The organism is Sphingomonas melonis, assembly GCF_013409985.1.
GTDB lineage: Bacteria > Pseudomonadota > Alphaproteobacteria > Sphingomonadales > Sphingomonadaceae > Sphingomonas > Sphingomonas melonis_A.
In genome coordinates, this window is the sequence record NZ_JACCBY010000001.1 from 1260616 (window position 1) to 1277461 (window position 16846).

The following is a 16846-nucleotide window of genomic DNA, read 5'->3' on the forward strand; positions in this document are numbered from 1 at the left end:
ATTCGGTTTAAACGCCTCTTGTGCGGCGCAATGTTTCCCCGCAGCATGGAACTTGCATCACGTGGGGGGCTTTACCGTTCCGATGGGGAAACGACCGGCGTTCGACGAGATCATGGGGATGGACGGCGATACGCCGCCGCGTCCGGCACTGGCCGCCCTCGGGCGCTGGCTGGAGCAGACGCCCGACGACGAACTGCGCCGGCGGCAGGAGGCGGCGGAGAACACCTTCCGCCAGCTCGGCATCACCTTCGCGGTCTATGGCGACACCGACACGCGCGAACGGATCATCCCGTTCGACATCGTCCCGCGTGTCTTCCTCGCCGACGAATGGGCGCGCCTGTCCGAAGGGCTGGTGCAGCGGGTCGATGCGATCAACGCCTTCCTCGACGATATCTATGGCGAGCGCCGCATCCTCAAGGAGGGCGTGCTGCCCGAAGACCTCATCCTGGGCAATCCGCAGTTCCGCCCGGAGATCGCCGGCATGCGCCCGCCGCACGGCATCTGGGCGCATATCTGCGGCATCGACCTGGTGCGGACCGGGCCGGACGAATTCTTCGTGCTCGAGGACAATGCGCGCACGCCCTCGGGGGTGAGCTACATGCTCGAAAACCGCGAGGCGATGGTGCGGCTTTGCCCCGAACTGTTCCGCGAATATCGCGTCGAGCCGGTCGACAGCTATCCCGACCGCTTGCTCGAGACGATGAAGTCGGTCGCGCCGCGCGGCGCCGCGTCGGGGCCGGTGTGCGTGGTGCTGACGCCGGGCCATTTCAATTCGGCCTATTACGAGCATAGCTTCCTTGCCGATTCTATGGGCGTCGAACTCGTCGAGGCGGCCGATCTGGTCGTCGACGACGATCAGGTCTGGATGCGGACGATCGCCGGGCGGGTGCGCGTCGACGTGATCTATCGCCGGATCGACGACGAATATCTCGATCCGCTGGTGTTCCGCCCCGATTCGATGCTTGGCGTGCCCGGGCTGATCGCCGCTTATGCCGCGGGCAATGTCGCGATCATCAACGCGCCCGGCAACGGCATCGCCGACGACAAAGCGATCTACAGCTATATGCCGGAGATCGTGCGTTTCTATTCGGGTGGCGAGGCGAAGCTGCCCAATGTCGAGACGTTTCGCTGCCGCGAGCCGCAGGCGCTGCGCTACGTCCTCGACCATCTCGACGAACTGGTCGTGAAGCTGGTCGACGGCTCGGGTGGCTATGGCATGCTGGTCGGGCCGACCGCGTCGCGTGCCGAGATCGAGGCGTTCCGCGCCGCGCTCATCGCCGAGCCGCACCGCTATATCGCGCAACCGACGCTGGCGCTGTCGACCGTACCGACGCTGGCGGACGGCGGCCTCAGCCCGCGCCACGTCGACTTCCGCCCGTTCGTGCTGAGCGGGTCGAAGGGCGTGCAGGTGGTGCCGGGCGGGCTGACGCGGGTGGCGCTCAAGGAAGGCTCGCTGGTGGTCAATTCGAGCCAGGGCGGCGGAACCAAGGACAGTTTCGTGCTGATGGCCGACAGCCCGTTCCAGCGCCAGTCGATGGGCGGGATGACGCAGTCGCAGGGGTTCGGGGCATGAACGCGGCGAAAATCCTCCCCGGCACGGGGAGGGGGACCGCGACGCGCAGCGGCGTGGTGGAGGGGGGCTTCCCCATAGGACGGCGCTTGTGGAGCCCCCCCTCCACCAGCTTCGCTGGTCCCCCTCCCCGTGCCGGGGAGGAATGGGCATGATGCTCTCGCGCACCGCCTCGTCGCTCTACTGGCTCGGCCGGTACATCGAGCGCGCCGATTTCTACGCGCGGCTGATCGAGGCGACGGTGCGGCTCGACGTGATGTCGTCGCGGCCGGCGGGTGAGGTGGCGTGGTCGTCGGCGCTCGCGGTCACCGATACCGAGGCGGACTTCGCCGCTTATGGCGGCGAGCTGACGCAGAGCGACGTGGTGCGCTTCCTGACGCTCGACACCAGTCACGGCGGCTCGGTGATCCGTTGCCTCGACCGCGCGCGCAACAATGCCAAGGCGGTGCGCACCGCGCTCAGCCGCGAGGCATGGACCGCGATCAACCGCGCCTGGCTGGTGTTCGAGAATCGCCAGCGGATCGGCGAGACGCAGGCGACGCTGAGCCTGGTCGAGGCGGTCAAGAACGAGACGCGCGGCTTCGAGGGCGCGGTGCACCAGATGCTGCGCAACCAGTCGCACTGGTTCATCCGCCTCGGGCAGGCGGTGGAGCGCGCCGACAACAGCGCGCGGCTGCTCGACGTCAAATATCATATCCTGCTGCCCGAGGGCGAGACGGTCGGCGGCGTCGTCGATCGCGACCAGTGGACGACGATCCTCCAGACGGTGTCGGCGGTGACCGCCTATCGCTGGCTCTATTCGGACGGCCTGACGCCCGCCAACGTCATCGACCTGCTGATCGCCAGCCGCGAACTGCCGCGCAGCCTCGTCGCCTCGTCCGAGATCACCGTCGACATCCTCGGCCTGCTCGCCGAGCGTACCGGCAGCCACGGCGAGGCGGACCGGATGGCGCGGATGCGCGCCGCGCGGCTCGGCAAGACGCGCTCGGGCGAGGTGATCGCCAGCGGCCTGCACCAATATCTGCAAGCCTTCATCCGCGAGAACGGCCAGCTGCACGAGGCGATCGGCCGCCAGTTCCGGTTCGTCTGATGCGCCTGTCGATCGATCACCGCACCGTCTACCGCTTCAGCGAGCCGCAGAGCCGGCTGGTGCAGATGCTGCGCATGACGCCCGAGAACAGCCACGACCAGACCGTCGCGCGCTGGCGGATCGACGTCGACTGCGACGCCAAGATGCGGCGCGGTCGTGACGGTTTCGGCAACGCGGTCACCATGCTCTACGCCGAGGGGCCGATCGCCGATATCGAGATTGCGGTGCGCGGCGAGGTGCTGACCAGCCATTCCGACGGCGTCGTGCGCGGCGTGGCCGAGGCGCTGCCGCCGGCGGTGTTCCTGCGCGCGACCGACGCGACGCCGCGCGATCCGGCGATCGCCGCCTTTGCGGGGGAGGTGACGGGTGCGGCGGATGGCGCGGTCGGCAAGCTGCACGGCCTCAACCGCGCGCTGCACGCGCGCTTCGCGCACGATCGCGCCCGCCCCGAGCCGGGATTGAGCGCGGCGGCGGCGTTCGCGCGTCCGACGGCGACGTCGCGCGACCTGGCGCAGATGTTCGCGGTCGCGGCGCGGTCGCTCGGCATCCCGGCGCGCTATGTATCGGGGTACAGCCTCGTCGAGGGATCGCTGCGACCGACGCCGCACGGCTGGGCGGAGGCGCATGTCGACGGGCTCGGCTGGGTCGGCTTCGACCCGTTCACCGGCCGCTCGCCGCAGGAGGAAAGCGTGCGCGTCGCCGCGGCGCTCGATGCCTCGGGCGCGGCGCCGGTGGCGGGCTCGCGCCTCGGCGAGGGCGAGGAGGAGCTGGACGTCGCGGTAACCGTGTCGGCGGCGCAATAGTCGGGCGCCAACGGCACCGTATCAGCTGCTGTACGTCCTCCCTCGCGCAGCGGGGGAGGGGGACCAGCGAAGCTGGTGGAGGGGGCGTCCCCGCATATACGAGGTTCGCCGCATCCTCCCCTCGGTCGATGCTTCGCATTGCCCCCGGCGGGGAGGGCTATCGCATATGGCTGCAAGGATGAGGCTCGATCGGCGTCCTCCTCTCGTCCGTCACCCCGGAACACGTCCGGGGTGACGGGGCGGGATTGGAAGGTAGCGGACTCAAGCGAATGTTCATGTGCGATAGCCCTCCCTCCAGCGGGGGAGGCATTGCGGACCGCGTTATTCGCCGCCCCGCCCGAAAGTTTGCTGCGCGAAGGCACTGACCCAGATCAGCTTCGTTGAGCGACCGCAAGCCTCCACGATGCGAGATACCTTCATGACCGATACCCTGGCCCTGAACCCCGGCAACGGCGGTGAGACGCATCAGCGCACCGATGCCGATCATCCGGTGCTGACCACCAACCACGGCACGCCGATCGCCGACAACCAGAACCAGCTCAAGGCGGGCGCGCGCGGCCCGGTGCTGCTCGAAGACGAAATCTATCGCGAGAAGATCAACCACTTCGATCACGAGCGCATCCCCGAGCGGATCGTCCACGCCCGCGGCTCGGCGGCGCATGGCTATTTCGAATGCACCGAGAGCCTTGCCGACATCACCGTCGCCGACCTGTTCCAGAAGAAGGGGCAGCGCACCGAGGTGTTCACCCGCTTCTCGACCGTCGCCGGCGGCGCGGGCTCGGTCGACACGCCGCGCGACGTGCGCGGTTTCGCGGTGAAGTTCTACACGCGCGAGGGCAATTGGGACCTCGTCGGCAACAACATCCCGGTGTTCTTCATCCAGGACGCGATCAAATTCCCCGACCTGATCCACGCCGCCAAGATGGAGGCCGATCGCGGCTATCCGCAGGCGGCGACCGCGCACGACACCTTCTGGGATTTCATCAGCCTGATGCCCGAATCGACGCACATGATCATGTGGGCGATGTCGGACCGCACGCTGCCGCGCACCTTCGCCAATATGGAGGGGTTCGGCGTCCACACCTTCCGCTTCATCAACAAGGAGGGGAAGAGCACCTTCGTCAAGTTCCACTGGAAGCCGAAGGCGGGGCTCGCCTCGACGATCTGGGACGAGACGGTGAAGATCGCCGGGGCCGATCCCGATTTCCAGCGCCGCGACCTGTTCGAGCGGATCGACCGCGGTGATTTCCCCGAGTGGGAGCTCGGCGTGCAGCTGTTCGACGAGGACTTCGCCAACAGCCAGCCCTATGACGTGCTCGACGCGACCAAGATCATTCCCGAGGAGGTGCTGCCGGTGCGCATCGTCGGCAAGATGGTGCTCGACCGCTATCCCGACAATTTCTTCGCCGAGACCGAACAGGCGGCGTTCGTGCCGAGCCATGTCGTCCCCGGCATCGGTTTCTCCAACGATCCGCTACTCCAGGGGCGGCTGTTCAGCTATACCGACACGCAATTGTCGCGGCTGGGCTCGGTCAATTTCCACCAATTGCCGATCAATTCGGCCAAGGGTCGCGCTGCGGTGGCGGGCTGCCCGTTCATGAACCAGCAGCGCGATGGCCATATGCAGATGGCGGTGCCCAAGGGCCGCGCCAATTACGAGCCGAACAGCCTCGCCAAGGTCGGTGAGGAAGGCGGCGCGCGCGAGGACGCGGAGAAGGGCTACAAGACCTTCCCGTCGGAGGAGCAGGGCCAGAAGCTGCGTATCCGGCCGGAGAGTTTCGCCGATCATTACAGCCAGGCGCGACTGTTCTTCCGCTCGATGGACCCGGCGGAACAGGCGCATATCGCCTCCGCCTTCGTGTTCGAACTGTCGAAGGTCGGGCTGGAGCATGTCCGCACCGCGATGATGGCCAATCTGCGCAACGTCGACGAGGATCTCGCCGCGCGGGTCGCCGACGGGCTGGCGATGGACCTGCCCGCAGCGTCGCCGACCGCGGCGCCGGTGCTCGACATGGACCCGTCGCCCGCGCTGCGGATCATCCGCGGGCCGCTCGAGAAGCACACGCTGGAAGGGCGGTCGGTCGGTATCCTCATTGCCGACGGTAGCGATGCGGCGGCGCTCGCGTCGCTCAAGGATGCGGTGAAGGCCGCCGGCGGCCGGGCGGTGCTGGTCGCGCCCAAGGTCGGCAAGGTGCCGCTGTCGGACGGCTCGTCGGTCGCGGCCGATTCGCAATTGTTCGGCCAGCCGTCGGCGACGCTCGACGCCTGTGCGGTGCTGCTGTCGGAGGCGGCGACTGCCAAGCTCGTCAAGGAAGCCGCGGCGGTGCAGTGGGTGATGGACGCCTTCGGCCACCTCAAGGCGATCGGCTTCAACGCCGAGGCCAAGCCGCTGCTCGACAAGGCCGGCGTCGAGGCGGACGCGGGGGTGACCGACCTCAGCGGCTTCGTCGAGGCGGCGAAGCAGCGCTATTGGGATCGCGAACCCAAGGTGCGTACGCTGGCGTAAACTCCGGCTGGGGCGGGCGCTCGTCCTGAGCCGCCCGCCCCGATCTGGCTCCGGTTAACCGGATCATAAGCCACGTCTTTTACGGCCGGCCGGGTGAGGCCAGCGCGCATCTCGATGATCGGACGGGGGGTCCTGGGGCTGGCATTGCTCGCGGGATCGTCATGCGTGCCGCCGCGCCATGCCGCGACGACCGGCGCCCAGGCGGAACCCGCCGCGAGCCCGCGCCAGTTGCTGCACGCGCTGGCGCTCGATACGCCGGGGCTCGAAGGCTTGCCCGCGACCTTGCGCGCCTCGCTCGCCGACGATGCGGCGCCGGCGTTCGTCGCGGCAGCGCCCGCCTTCCTCGCCCAGGCGCAGACGCAGGACGATGCGGCCCGCGCCGCCGACTGCCTGACCGCCGCGGTCTATTACGAGGCGCGGTCGGAGCCGCTCGACGGCCAGCGCGCCGTCGCGCAGGTGGTGCTCAATCGCGTGCGCGACCGCGCCTTTCCGCACAGCGTCTGCGGCGTGGTGTTCCAGGGCTCGCAGCGGCGCACCGGATGCCAATTCTCGTTCACCTGCGACGGATCGATGGCCTATCGGCGCGATCCCGCCGCCTGGCAGCGCGCCCGCGACGTCGCCGAGGCGGCGCTGGCGGGCAGCGTCTACGCCCCGGTCGGCGCCGCGACCTTCTATCACACCAATGCGATCCTGCCGTGGTGGGCGTCGAGCCTCGCCCGGATCGGCGCGGTCGGCGCGCATATCTTCTATCGCTGGCGCGGGGCGATGGAGGGCGCGCTGAGCTTCCGCGCCGCTTATGCCGGCGTCGAGCCGATGCCGCTGCAACCCGATGTGGCGATGACCGGCGAGCAGGACGCAACGCTCTATCGCGACAGCGGCGAGGATGGCGGCGTGACCGTCCATCGCGGGCAGGTCGCGGCGATCGTCCGCCCCGATCCGCCGGCCGGCGTGTCCGTGCCGGCGGCCGCGCCGCGGATCGCGGTGACCGCGGGCGTCCGCGTCCATCTCGGCAGCGTCGCACCGCAGCGCTTCGTCACCGACGGCGCGACGATCGGCGAGGAAACCGATCCGGGCTGATCGGCCTGACCTGTGTGGCGGTCAGGCGGCGTCGAGCGCGGGTTCGCGCGCCGGCGCGGGAGCGACATCCTCGTCGGTGATCAGCCGCCAGCCATTCGGCCCGAGCAGTTCGAGCGGACGATAGCGCGTCTTGTACGCCATCCGCGCCGACCCCTTCACCCAATAGCCGAGATAGACATAGGGCAGGCCCGAATCGCGGGCGCGCGAGATATGGTCCATGATGATGACGTTGCCGAGCCCCGGCCGCGCCGCCGCACCCTCTTCGTCGGCGGCGAAGAAGCTGTAGATCATCGACAGGCCGTCGACCTGGCGATCGGTCAGGCAGGCGCCGACCAGCTCGCCGCGCGAGCCGTCGGTGGTGCGGGTGCGATATTCGATGATCACCGAATTGACCGGCGAATGCTCGATCATGTCGGCATAATCATCCTCGTCCATGCCCGCCATGCCGCCACCGGGGTGACGGGCGGCGAGATAGCGGCGCAGCAACTGGAACTGCTCGTCGGTCGCCCACGGGCGGCACACGGCGATCTCGAGATCGCTGTTCCGGCGCAGCAGCTTGCGCTGGCTGGCGTTCGGCGCGAAATCCTGCGTGACGATGCGCACCGACACGCAGGCGGTGCAGCCGGCGCAGGACGGGCGGTAGGCGACGCCCTGCGACCGGCGGAAGCCGATCCGGCTGAGCGCGTCGTTGAGCTCGCTCGCATGCGGGCCGCTCAGTTCGGTAAACACCTTGCGCTCCTGCCGCCCCGGCAGATAAGGGCAGGGCGCAGGGGTCGTGACGAAAAAGCGCGGAAAACGAAAAGGCGCAGTCACCGCCGGCAATCCCCTGGAACGTGCCACGCGCGATGCGGTGCGGCTGATCTATGAATGCATGGCGGCGCCCTGCAAAGTGCCATTCGCCTCCAAAAAGGTTAATTTCCGGGTAATTGTATTGACGCAACCATAGTTCGCATCAAAACAGGACGATGTTGCGTTGCGGGAACAAAGTGGGTAACCGGTCGTTCCCGGTATCCATTCCGCTTGGAGTTCTGTTTATGTCGAAGACTTTCGCTGGTTCGCTCGCCGCCTTGGCGATGATTGCCGCTCCGGTTGCTGCTAGCGCCGCTCCTGCCAACCCGGCGGCGTCGCTGTCGGTTGCCAAGTCGGTCCGCGCCAGCGCGCCGTCGGCGAAGAAGAGCGAGCTGGCCGGTGGCGGTCTCCTCGCCGCGCTGATCGTCGCGGGCGTGGTTGCGATCGGCGTCGTCGCCGTCGTGCAGGACGGCGATTCCGACAGCAACTAAGCTGACGGCTTGACGTAACGAGACGGGGGCTGCGCCATGGCGCGGCCCCCGTTTTCGTGTGGTCGGTGATCTTTTCCCGTCCGGGTACAGCCACGTCTATGGCTGGAGCGATCCCGCTACCCATAGCGTGCCGTCACCCCGGACTCGTTCCGGGGTCCACTTTGCGGCGAGGCGAATGGCTGGAGGGGAGAGCGTTGCCGTGTGGCCCGGTGGACCCCGGAACGAGTCCGGGGTGACGGATCGTTTGGGGCCAGGTGATCCTGCTCCCATTGGCGGTGGAGGATCGACGCCTTTACGCCTGCTCCACCATGCTGGTCTCGTAGCCGCCGTCGCGCAGGGCGGCGATCAGGCGGTTGAGGTGGTCACGGTCGCGGGCTTCGCATTCGATCTCGGTGAACAGGCCCTTGGCCGGCAGCGAGGTGAAGATGCGCTGGTGATAGACTTCGATGATGTTGACGCGCTGTGCGTCGAAGATGCGCGCGACATTGAACAGGGCCCCGGGCTGGTCCTGCAACCGCACGCGCAGCCGCGCCAGCCGGCCCGAGCGGGCGAGGTCGCGCAGCAGCACGTTGGCGAGCAGGCGCGTGTCGATATTGCCGCCGCACAGGATGATGCCGACGGTCCGGCCCTTGAAGCGCTCGGGCGCCGCCATCAGCGCGGCGAGGCCGGCGGCGCCGGCGCCCTCGACCACCGTCTTCTCGATCTGGAGCAGCAGGCTGACGGCCTCTTCGAGGTTGCGTTCGCCGACCAGCACGATGTCGTCGACCAGCTCGGCGACCATCCGTGCGGTGATGCCGCCCGGCTCCTTGACCGCGATGCCCTCGGCGAGCGTGTCGCCGGCGCAGGGCAGGTCGGTGCCGCGGATGCGGTTGTACATCGACGGGAACAGTTCGGCCTGAACGCCGATCACCTCGATCGGGTGATCCGCGGCGCGCGCGACGATCGACGTGCCCGAGATCAGGCCGCCACCGCCGATCGGGATCAGCAGCGTGTCGAGCCCCGGTACGTCCTCCAGCATCTCGACGGCCGCGGTGCCTTGTCCCGCGATCACGCGCGGGTCGTCGAACGGATGGACGAAGGTGAAGTCGCACTGCGCCTCGAGCACGCGGGCATGCGCATAGGCGGCGTCAAACGTCTCGCCCTCCAGCACGACATTGGCCTTGTGGCCCTCGGTCTGCATCACCTTCACGGTCGGGGTGGTGCGCGGCATGACGATCGTCGCGGGGATGCCGAGCCGGTTGGCGTGATAGGCGAGACCCTGCGCGTGATTGCCCGCCGAGGCGGCGATGACGCCCTTGGCGCGCGCCTCCGGCGACAATTGCAGCAGCGTGTTGAGCGCACCCCGCTCCTTGTAGGCGGCGGTGAACTGGAGGTTCTCGAACTTGAGATAGACTTTCGCGCCGGTCATCTCGCTCAGCGTCTTGCTGATCAGCGTCGGCGTGCGGACGATCGCGTCGCGGATACGGGCATGGGCGGCGCGGACGTCATCGATGCTGACGGGCAGCGCGGTTGCGGCAGGGTTCGAAGCCATATCGGTCCCGCTAGACCATCTGGTGCGGCGGGGGAACACCGCTTATGCGGGAGGTTATGGCACGATGGGTAATCAACGGGGGCGCCCGCGGCGCGGTCAGGGCGATGATGTGGGCGACGGCCGCGATCCTGCCCGCCGCGGCGGCGCAGGCGGACGGGATCGTCGATAACGTCAACGGACTGACGCTCGACAAGGACGGCAAGGTCGTCCGCTTCCAGGCGTTGCTGGTCACGCCGGAGGGGCGCGTCGGCAAATTGCTCGGCGCCAAGGACAAGCGGCCCGAGAAGCTCGACTGGCGTGTCGACTTCAAGGGCAAGACGCTGCTGCCCGGCATGATCGACGCGCACGGCCATGTCATGGAACTGGGCTTCCGCGCGCTCGAACTCGACCTGTCGGACACCAAGAGCCTGGCCGAGGCGCAGGCGAAGATCGCCGCCTATGCGCGCGCCAACCCCGACAAGGCATGGATCATCGGCGGCGGCTGGAACCAGGAGGCCTGGGGACTGGGCCGCTTCCCGACCGCGGCCGAGCTCGATGCCGCGGTAGGCGACCGGCCGGTATGGCTGGCGCGGGCCGACGGCCATGCCAGCTGGGGCAACAGCGCCGCGCTCAAGGCGGCGGGGGTCACGGCCAAGAGCGTCTCGCCCGCCGGTGGGCGGATCGAGAAGGGGGCGGGGGGCCAGCCGGCGGGCGTGTTCGTCGATGCCGCGCAGGGCCTCGTCGCCAAGGTGGTGCCGCAGCCGCTCGGCAAGGACCGCAACGCCGCCTTCATCAAGGCGCAGACCATCCTGCTCAGCTATGGCGTCACCGCTACCGCCGATATGGGAACCAGCATCGAGGATTGGCTGACCTATCGCCGTATCGGCGATCTCGGCGGCCTGCGCGTGCGGATCATGAGCTATGGCATGGGCGTCGATACGACGGTGCAGATCGGCGGTACCGGGCCAACGCCGTGGCTGTACGACGACAAGCTCAAGCTGGTCGGCGTCAAATTGTATGCCGATGGCGCGCTGGGGTCGCGCGGCGCGTGGCTCAAGGCGCCCTATGCCGATGCGCCCGGCCAGTCGGGTGCGGGCTTCATGAGCGACACGGTGCTGCGCAATCTGATGAGCCGCGCGGCGATGGACGGCTATCAGGTCGCGGTGCATGCGATCGGCGACCGCGCCAATGCCGAGGTGCTCGATGCGATCGACGAGATGGCGCAGACCTACAAGGGCGACCGGCGCTGGCGCGTCGAGCATGCGCAGATCGTCGACCCCATCGACCTGCCACGGTTCGGCAAATACGGGACGATCGCCTCAATGCAGCCGACGCATGAGACCGGTGACCGGGTGATGGCAGAGGCGCGGCTGGGCGCGCAGCGGCTGACCGGCGCCTATGCCTGGGCGTCGATGCTCAAGAACGGATCGAAGCTGGCATTCGGGTCGGATTATCCGGTCGAACGTCCCGATCCCTGGGCGGGCTGGGCGGCCGCCTTCACCCGTCAGGACGCCGACGGGCAGCCGTTCGGCGGCTGGCGCCCCGAGGAGGCGGTGACCCGCGAACAGGCGTGGTGGGGCTTTACCGGCGGCGCGGCCTATGCCGGCTTTGCCGAGGATCGCATCGGCCGGCTTGCGCCGGGGCTGCGCGCCGACTTCATCATCGTCGATCGCGACCCGCTGCTTGCCACGCCGACCGACCTGCGCGCCACCAAGGTCCAGGAAACCTGGGTCGGCGGCGTCAAGGCGTGGGAGCGCAAATAGGCGCTCGCCGGGGCGGTCGCGTCAGCCGTCGATCAGAGTGCGGCGCCGCCGGCGTCGATCATCTCCAGCGCGTGGGCGAGATGCACCGCGGCGATCTGCGCCGAAAAGGACTGCAGGCCATCGAGCAGTTCGAGGGCGTCGAGGATCATGTACTTGGCGGTGATCGTGGCTTCGTTGGTCGCGGTATCGATGGCGGTCGGCATTGGCTGTCCCCTCTGGAAACGTTTGATTATTATACGATTCTCTAAAGGGGCGTTAACGTTTGGGCAGCCAGGCTTTCTAATCTCGATCAAGGTTGAGGCCGAACACGGCACCCGCCGGCGGACGCAGCGGCTGGCGTCACGCAACAAATAAGCTGCGGCATCGGGGATGCCGCAGCTCTTGTACGCGGAGAGGGCAGGCCCGTTTCAGATCAGGCGACTGCACCAATTTCTTCTGGTTCGCGAAGCACATAGCCGCGGCCCCAGACCGTCTCGATATAATTTTCACCTTCGCAGGCGAGGCTGAGCTTTTTGCGCAGCTTGCAGATGAAGACGTCGATGATCTTCAGCTCGGGCTCGTCCATGCCGCCGTACAGATGGTTAAGGAACATCTCCTTGGTCAGCGTCGTGCCCTTGCGCAGCGACAGCAGCTCCAGCATCGCATATTCCTTGCCGGTCAGGTGGACGCGGCTGCCGTCGACCTCGACCGTCTTGGCGTCGAGATTGACCGCGAGCTTGCCGGTGCGGATGACCGACTGGCTGTGCCCCTTCGACCGGCGGACGACGGCGTGGATGCGCGCGATCAGCTCTTCGCGGTGGAAGGGCTTGGTGACGTAATCGTCGGCGCCGAAGCCGAAGCTGCGCACCTTCGAATCCATTTCGTTGATGCCCGACAGGATCAGCACCGGCGTCGCGACCCGTGCGACCCGCAGCTTCTTGAGCACGTCATAGCCGTGCATGTCCGGCAGGTTCAGATCGAGCAGGATGATGTCGTAATCGTACAGCTTGCCGAGATCGAGGCCCTCTTCGCCCAGATCGGTCGTGTAGACGTTGAAGCCTTCGGTCCCGAGCATCAGCTCGATTGCCTTGGCGGTGGTCGGCTCGTCCTCGATCAACAGCACTCGCATCGCGTCGTCCCCTGCTGGCCATACCCTGAGCACCCCTGCTGCACGGCTCGACCCGATTCATTAACCAAAGAACATCTGAAGGCAAAAGGTTAATTAGGGCTTAATCCCGACGCGATTCGAAAACATGGATTAATCTTTGTTTGCACCCTCATCCGGGTCGGTCGGCGTAAGGTCCGGACCAAGCAGGGTTTGATGCCGACTGCGCGGAATATCCTCGCCCAACACCTCGCGCAGATAGAGGCTGCGCACCAGCGTAAAGATTACCACGAGCAGCGCCGCGGAGAAGAACAGGCCGAAGATGCCGAAGATCACGCCGATGCCGATGATCGCGAAAACCGTGATCGCCGGCGGGATCGAGATGACGCGCGCCTGGACATAAGGCGTGATGAAGTTGGTCTGGATCAGCCGCACCAGCGCATAGGTGACGAGCGTGCCGATCAGCGGCCCGGTCCCCTGAGTCGCGGCAAGTCCCAGCGCCGGGATCATCGCCGCGGTGGGGCCGATATAGGGGATGAACTCCGACAGGCCGGCAAGCAGGCCGAGCGCTGCGGCGGAGGGGACGCCGGAGATCCACAGGCCGATGCCGATCAGCACCCCCATGCTGGTCATGAGGATCAGCGACGACCGCAGCCACAGCCGCAGCGTCGAGCCGACGTCGAACAGCGCATCCTCGATCGCCGGGCGCTTGGTCGGCGGGATCAGGAACAGGAAGCCGCGCTGGTAGATGCCGGGATCGGCGGCGAAGAAGGCCGCGCCGACGAGCAGCAGCAGGCTGTTGAGCAGCAGCTCGCCGCCGCCCTGGACGAGCCCGCTGACGTCCTGCGCCGCGCGCGAGCCGGCATAGGCCTGGCGCACCGCGTCGACGATCTTGGCGCCCACCGGGCTCTGCGACGCCCAGGCGGCGAGCTGATCGAGCAGGCTCGGCAATTGCGTGACGAGCACGTTGACCTGTTCGCGGAATTGCACCGCGAACAGCCAGACGAGGAAGGCGACGATGCCGAAGGCGGTGGCGATGCCGAGGCCGAGCGACGGCTTCTCGGGCACGCGCAGATGGTCGCGGTAGAGGTCGGCGATGGCGTGGATCGCGATCGCGCCGAGCATCGACCCGAAGGCGAGGATGAGCAAATTGCCCGCCTTGAACAAGGCCGCGGCGACCGCGGCGATGATGAGGATGTAGAAGATGCGGCGGATGAAGCGGGCATCGTCCGTATCGGGCGCCAGACGGTTCACGCGGCGCTCCGTTCGAGGGATCGCTCGCTGGCGGCGATGGTCACGTACCCGGTCTCCCCTGCGCCGCGAATCGGCACGTCGGCAGCGATAACGTACGATTCGGCAAAACGGCAGCAGCGCGCCGGTCAGGCCAGCCGGATCACGTGCAGGAAGCGCGGGCCGTGCGCGCCGCGGACATAGCTGCCCTCGATGTCGGTGGTGCCGGATACGCCGGTGACCCAGTAATGCGCACGCGGATAGGCGCCGTCGAGCAGCGCGTCCTCGAGATGCGCCACCACCTTCGGCACCAGCACGATATGATGGAGCGCGAGGAAATTGGGCAGCATCGGCGCAGCGGGGCCGGTCTCGAACACGAGGCTGCCCGTCTCGGCGACGCCGACGCGGGCGATGGCGAGCGCGATCGCCTCGTCGGGTGCCGCCGTGTCGTGGCGGGTGAAGCCGGTCCAGTCGCACGCCGACAGCCGCGGGTCGGGCGGGACGCAGAACGTGCGGGGCAGGGCGTGTTCGGCGCAATAGCCGGCGATCGCCGCAGGCAGATCGGCGATGTCGGCGATGCGGTCGATCGTCGCGGCAACGCTCGGCAGCGCCAGGCGGGCGAGGAACGTGTCCTCCAGCGCCGCCGGATCGACCGGCGGTCGTTCGGGCGCGACGAGCAGCGCGGCGGCCTCCGCGGCGATCGCGGCGGGGGTGGCGGTGCCGGTCAGGCGCGCAAGAATATTGGCGCGCGCGCTCATCTGCGGCGGCCCCTGCGATATTGCGCCATGAAGCTGTCCTCGGTCGGGCGCGGCATGTCGCGATAGCGCGTCCAGCCCTGGGCGAGCGGCAGGCGGCTCAACCAGCCGCTGCGCCCCATCAGCCGCATCGTGCGCAGCGCCGCGGCGGTGGCGGCGCGATACAGGCGCGGGCGACGCGCGATCCATGCCCAGGTGCCGAGCCCCGACCGCAGGCTCGCCGGCTCCAGCCCCTCGCGCCAGCTCTTCTCGCGCCAGCCGCGCAGCAGCGTCGGCAGGGGGATGCGCACCGGGCACACTTCCTGGCATTTGCCGTTGAGCGTGCAGGCGTTGGGCAGGTCGCGGCTCTGCTTCAGCCCGTCGAAGGCAGGGGTCAGTACCGCGCCCATCGGCCCCGGATAGGTGCCGCCATAGGCATGGCCGCCGATCTGCCGGAAGACGACGCAATGGTTCATGCACGCGCCGCAGCGGATGCAGCGGAGCATCTCGGCCAGCCCCTCCTCGCGCATCGTCGTACGGCCGTTGTCGACCAGGACGATGTGCATCTCCTCCGGCCCGTCGCGATCGGGCGCGCGCTTGGGCCCGGTGTAGAAGGTGGTGTATTGGCTCAAAGGCGCGCCGGTCGCCGAGCGCGACAGCAGGCGCAGCAGGTGCACCGCATGACCGGTGGAGGGGACGATCTTCTCGATCCCCGCGGTCACGATGTGCATCCGCGGCGGCACCAGCGACAATTCGGCATTGCCCTCGTTGGTGACGGTGCACACCGCGCCGGTATCGGCGACGAGGAAATTGGCGCCGGAGATGCCGACATCGGCGGCGAGCATGCCTTCGCGCAGGTGACGGCGCGCGCTTTCCGCCATCGCCGCGATCGTCTCTTCCGCATGCGGTGCGCGATGGCTCGCCTTGAACAGCGCGGAGACCTGTTCGCGCGTCTTGTGCATCGCCGGCCAGATGATGTGCGACGGCCGCTCGCCGCTGAGCTGGATGATATGTTCGGCGAGGTCGGTCTCGATCCGGCCGATGCCCGCCTCGGCGAGTGCATGCGGCAGGCCGATCTCCTCGCCGAGCATCGATTTCGAGCGCGCGACGCTCTTCGCGCCCGCCGCCTTGCACAGGCCGACGACGATGTCGCACGCCTCCTGCGCGGTGCGCGCCCAATGGACCTGCGCGCCGGCGGCGGTGGCGTTCGCCTCGAACGCTTCGAGATAATGGCCGAGGTTGGCGACGACGTGATCCTTGATCGCGGCGGCGCGATCCCGCGCGGCGTCGAAGTCCGGGAAGGCGTCGACCGCGAGGCTGCGCTTGGCCTCGGCGGTGCCGGCGGTGCGCTCGACCGCGAGCTTGAGGGTGCGGTCGGCGAGCGCCGCGTCGACGCGGGACTCGAAACTCATGCCTCTTCGCCGATCGCCGGGCCGTCGCCCATGCCGGCGATCAGCTCGATCGCGTGGAAGGCGCGCACCGGCGCGCCGTCGCGGTGCAGCTTGCCCGCCATGTTCATCAGGCAGCCGAGATCGCCGGCGAGCAGCAGCTCGGCGCCGGTCGCCGCGATCGCCGTCGCCTTTTCGGCGACGATCGCGTTGGAGATGGCGGGATATTTGACGCAGAAGGTGCCGCCGAAGCCGCAGCACGTCTCCTCGCCGGAGAGCGGCGCGAGCGCGAGGCCGTCGACCGCGGCAAGCAGCCGGCGCGGCTGGCGCTTGATGCCGAGCTCGCGCAGGCCCGAGCAGCTGTCATGATAGGTGGCGGTGGCGGGCAGGGCGACCCCCTCGGGTGTCCAGCCGCGGACCTCGTCGAGATAGGCCATGATCTCGTAGGTCTTCGCTGCCAGCGCGCGGGCGCGCGGCGCCCAGACGGGATCGTGGTCGAGGATCTCGGGATAATGGACGCGCACCGTCGCGGCGCAGGAGCCCGACGGGATGACGACATGGTCATAGGGTTCGAGCGCGGCGATGGCGCGGCGGGCGAGATCCTCCGCGGTGCTGCGGTCGCCCGAATTGAGCGCGGGCTGGCCGCAGCAGGTCTGCGCCTCCGGCACGATCACCTCGCATCCCGCCGCCTCCAGCGCGGCGATCGCGGCAAAGCCGATCCGCGGCCGGATCAGGTCGACCAGACAGGTGACGAACAGCGCGACGCGCGGGGCAGTCATCGAAACACCTTTCCTGTCGCCGGACGGGCGGG

The 16846-nt window shown here is 68.2% G+C and carries 15 protein-coding genes; 7 read left to right on the top strand and 8 right to left on the bottom strand.

What is annotated here, in order from left to right; all coding sequences use genetic code 11:
- Nucleotides 1–82: 82 nt before the first annotated feature.
- The 5 genes from HD841_RS06050 (at nt 83) to HD841_RS06070 (ending at nt 7046) form a co-directional block, all read left to right on the top strand.
- Nucleotides 83–1573 carry a circularly permuted type 2 ATP-grasp protein gene (locus HD841_RS06050; protein ID WP_179507907.1) on the top strand — a complete coding sequence of 497 codons (1491 nt, stop codon included), beginning with the start codon at nt 83–85 and terminating at the stop codon, nt 1571–1573.
- Between the two features lie 151 nt (nt 1574–1724).
- Nucleotides 1725–2660, top strand: a complete 936-nt coding sequence (locus HD841_RS06055; protein ID WP_179508123.1) for an alpha-E domain-containing protein — start codon at nt 1725–1727, stop codon at nt 2658–2660.
- A complete protein-coding gene (locus HD841_RS06060) occupies nt 2660–3463 on the top strand; it encodes a transglutaminase family protein (protein ID WP_179507908.1) in 804 nt (267 codons plus the stop codon). The genes HD841_RS06055 and HD841_RS06060 overlap by 1 nt, the downstream gene beginning before the upstream one ends.
- Nucleotides 3464–3881: 418 nt before the next feature.
- Entirely contained in the window at nt 3882–5969 is a 2088-nt protein-coding gene (locus HD841_RS06065) for a catalase (protein ID WP_179507909.1), read from the top strand.
- A 114-nt stretch (nt 5970–6083) separates the two neighbouring features.
- Entirely contained in the window at nt 6084–7046 is a 963-nt protein-coding gene (locus HD841_RS06070; RefSeq protein ID WP_179507910.1) for a cell wall hydrolase, read from the top strand.
- Between the two features lie 21 nt (nt 7047–7067).
- On the opposite strand, the gene HD841_RS06075 is transcribed toward HD841_RS06070, so the two are convergent.
- The gene (locus tag HD841_RS06075) at nt 7068–7859 is read right to left on the bottom strand and encodes an arginyltransferase (protein ID WP_179507911.1); all 792 of its coding nucleotides are present in this window, start codon (nt 7857–7859) and stop codon (nt 7068–7070) included.
- 221 nt (nt 7860–8080) lie between these two features.
- Here HD841_RS06075 and HD841_RS06080 point away from each other — a divergent pair, with 221 nt between their 5' ends.
- Nucleotides 8081–8326, top strand: a complete 246-nt coding sequence (locus tag HD841_RS06080) for a hypothetical protein (RefSeq protein WP_179507912.1) — start codon at nt 8081–8083, stop codon at nt 8324–8326.
- Nucleotides 8327–8618: 292 nt separating this feature from the next.
- Here the strand turns inward: HD841_RS06080 and HD841_RS06085 are convergent, their stop codons facing one another.
- A complete protein-coding gene (locus HD841_RS06085) occupies nt 8619–9857 on the bottom strand; it encodes a threonine ammonia-lyase (protein WP_179507913.1) in 1239 nt (412 codons plus the stop codon).
- A gap of 107 nt (nt 9858–9964) precedes the next feature.
- Between HD841_RS06085 and HD841_RS06090 the strand changes: the two genes are divergently transcribed.
- Nucleotides 9965–11599 carry an amidohydrolase gene (locus HD841_RS06090; protein WP_179508124.1) on the top strand — a complete coding sequence of 545 codons (1635 nt, stop codon included), beginning with the start codon at nt 9965–9967 and terminating at the stop codon, nt 11597–11599.
- Between the two features lie 32 nt (nt 11600–11631).
- Here HD841_RS06090 and HD841_RS06095 read toward each other — a convergent pair whose 3' ends face one another.
- The 6 genes from HD841_RS06095 to HD841_RS06120 form a co-directional block, all read right to left on the bottom strand.
- Complete coding sequence (locus tag HD841_RS06095; RefSeq protein ID WP_179507914.1) at nt 11632–11802, bottom strand: hypothetical protein; 171 nt, start codon at nt 11800–11802, stop codon at nt 11632–11634.
- Nucleotides 11803–12011: 209 nt separating this feature from the next.
- Nucleotides 12012–12707, bottom strand: coding sequence for a response regulator transcription factor CtrA (gene ctrA, locus HD841_RS06100; protein WP_038663154.1), 696 nt, complete (start codon nt 12705–12707; stop codon nt 12012–12014).
- A 129-nt stretch (nt 12708–12836) separates the two neighbouring features.
- The gene (locus HD841_RS06105; RefSeq protein ID WP_179507915.1) at nt 12837–13937 is read right to left on the bottom strand and encodes an AI-2E family transporter; all 1101 of its coding nucleotides are present in this window, start codon (nt 13935–13937) and stop codon (nt 12837–12839) included.
- Between the two features lie 125 nt (nt 13938–14062).
- Nucleotides 14063–14671 carry a LutC/YkgG family protein gene (locus HD841_RS06110; RefSeq protein ID WP_179507916.1) on the bottom strand — a complete coding sequence of 203 codons (609 nt, stop codon included), beginning with the start codon at nt 14669–14671 and terminating at the stop codon, nt 14063–14065.
- Nucleotides 14668–16059, bottom strand: coding sequence for a lactate utilization protein B (locus HD841_RS06115; protein ID WP_179507917.1), 1392 nt, complete (start codon nt 16057–16059; stop codon nt 14668–14670). Before HD841_RS06115 ends, HD841_RS06110 begins: the two co-directional genes overlap by 4 nt.
- Nucleotides 16056–16814 (bottom strand): (Fe-S)-binding protein, encoded by a 759-nt coding sequence (locus HD841_RS06120; protein WP_179507918.1) that lies wholly within the window; start codon nt 16812–16814, stop codon nt 16056–16058. The genes HD841_RS06115 and HD841_RS06120 overlap by 4 nt, the downstream gene beginning before the upstream one ends.
- Nucleotides 16815–16846 lie beyond the last annotated feature (32 nt).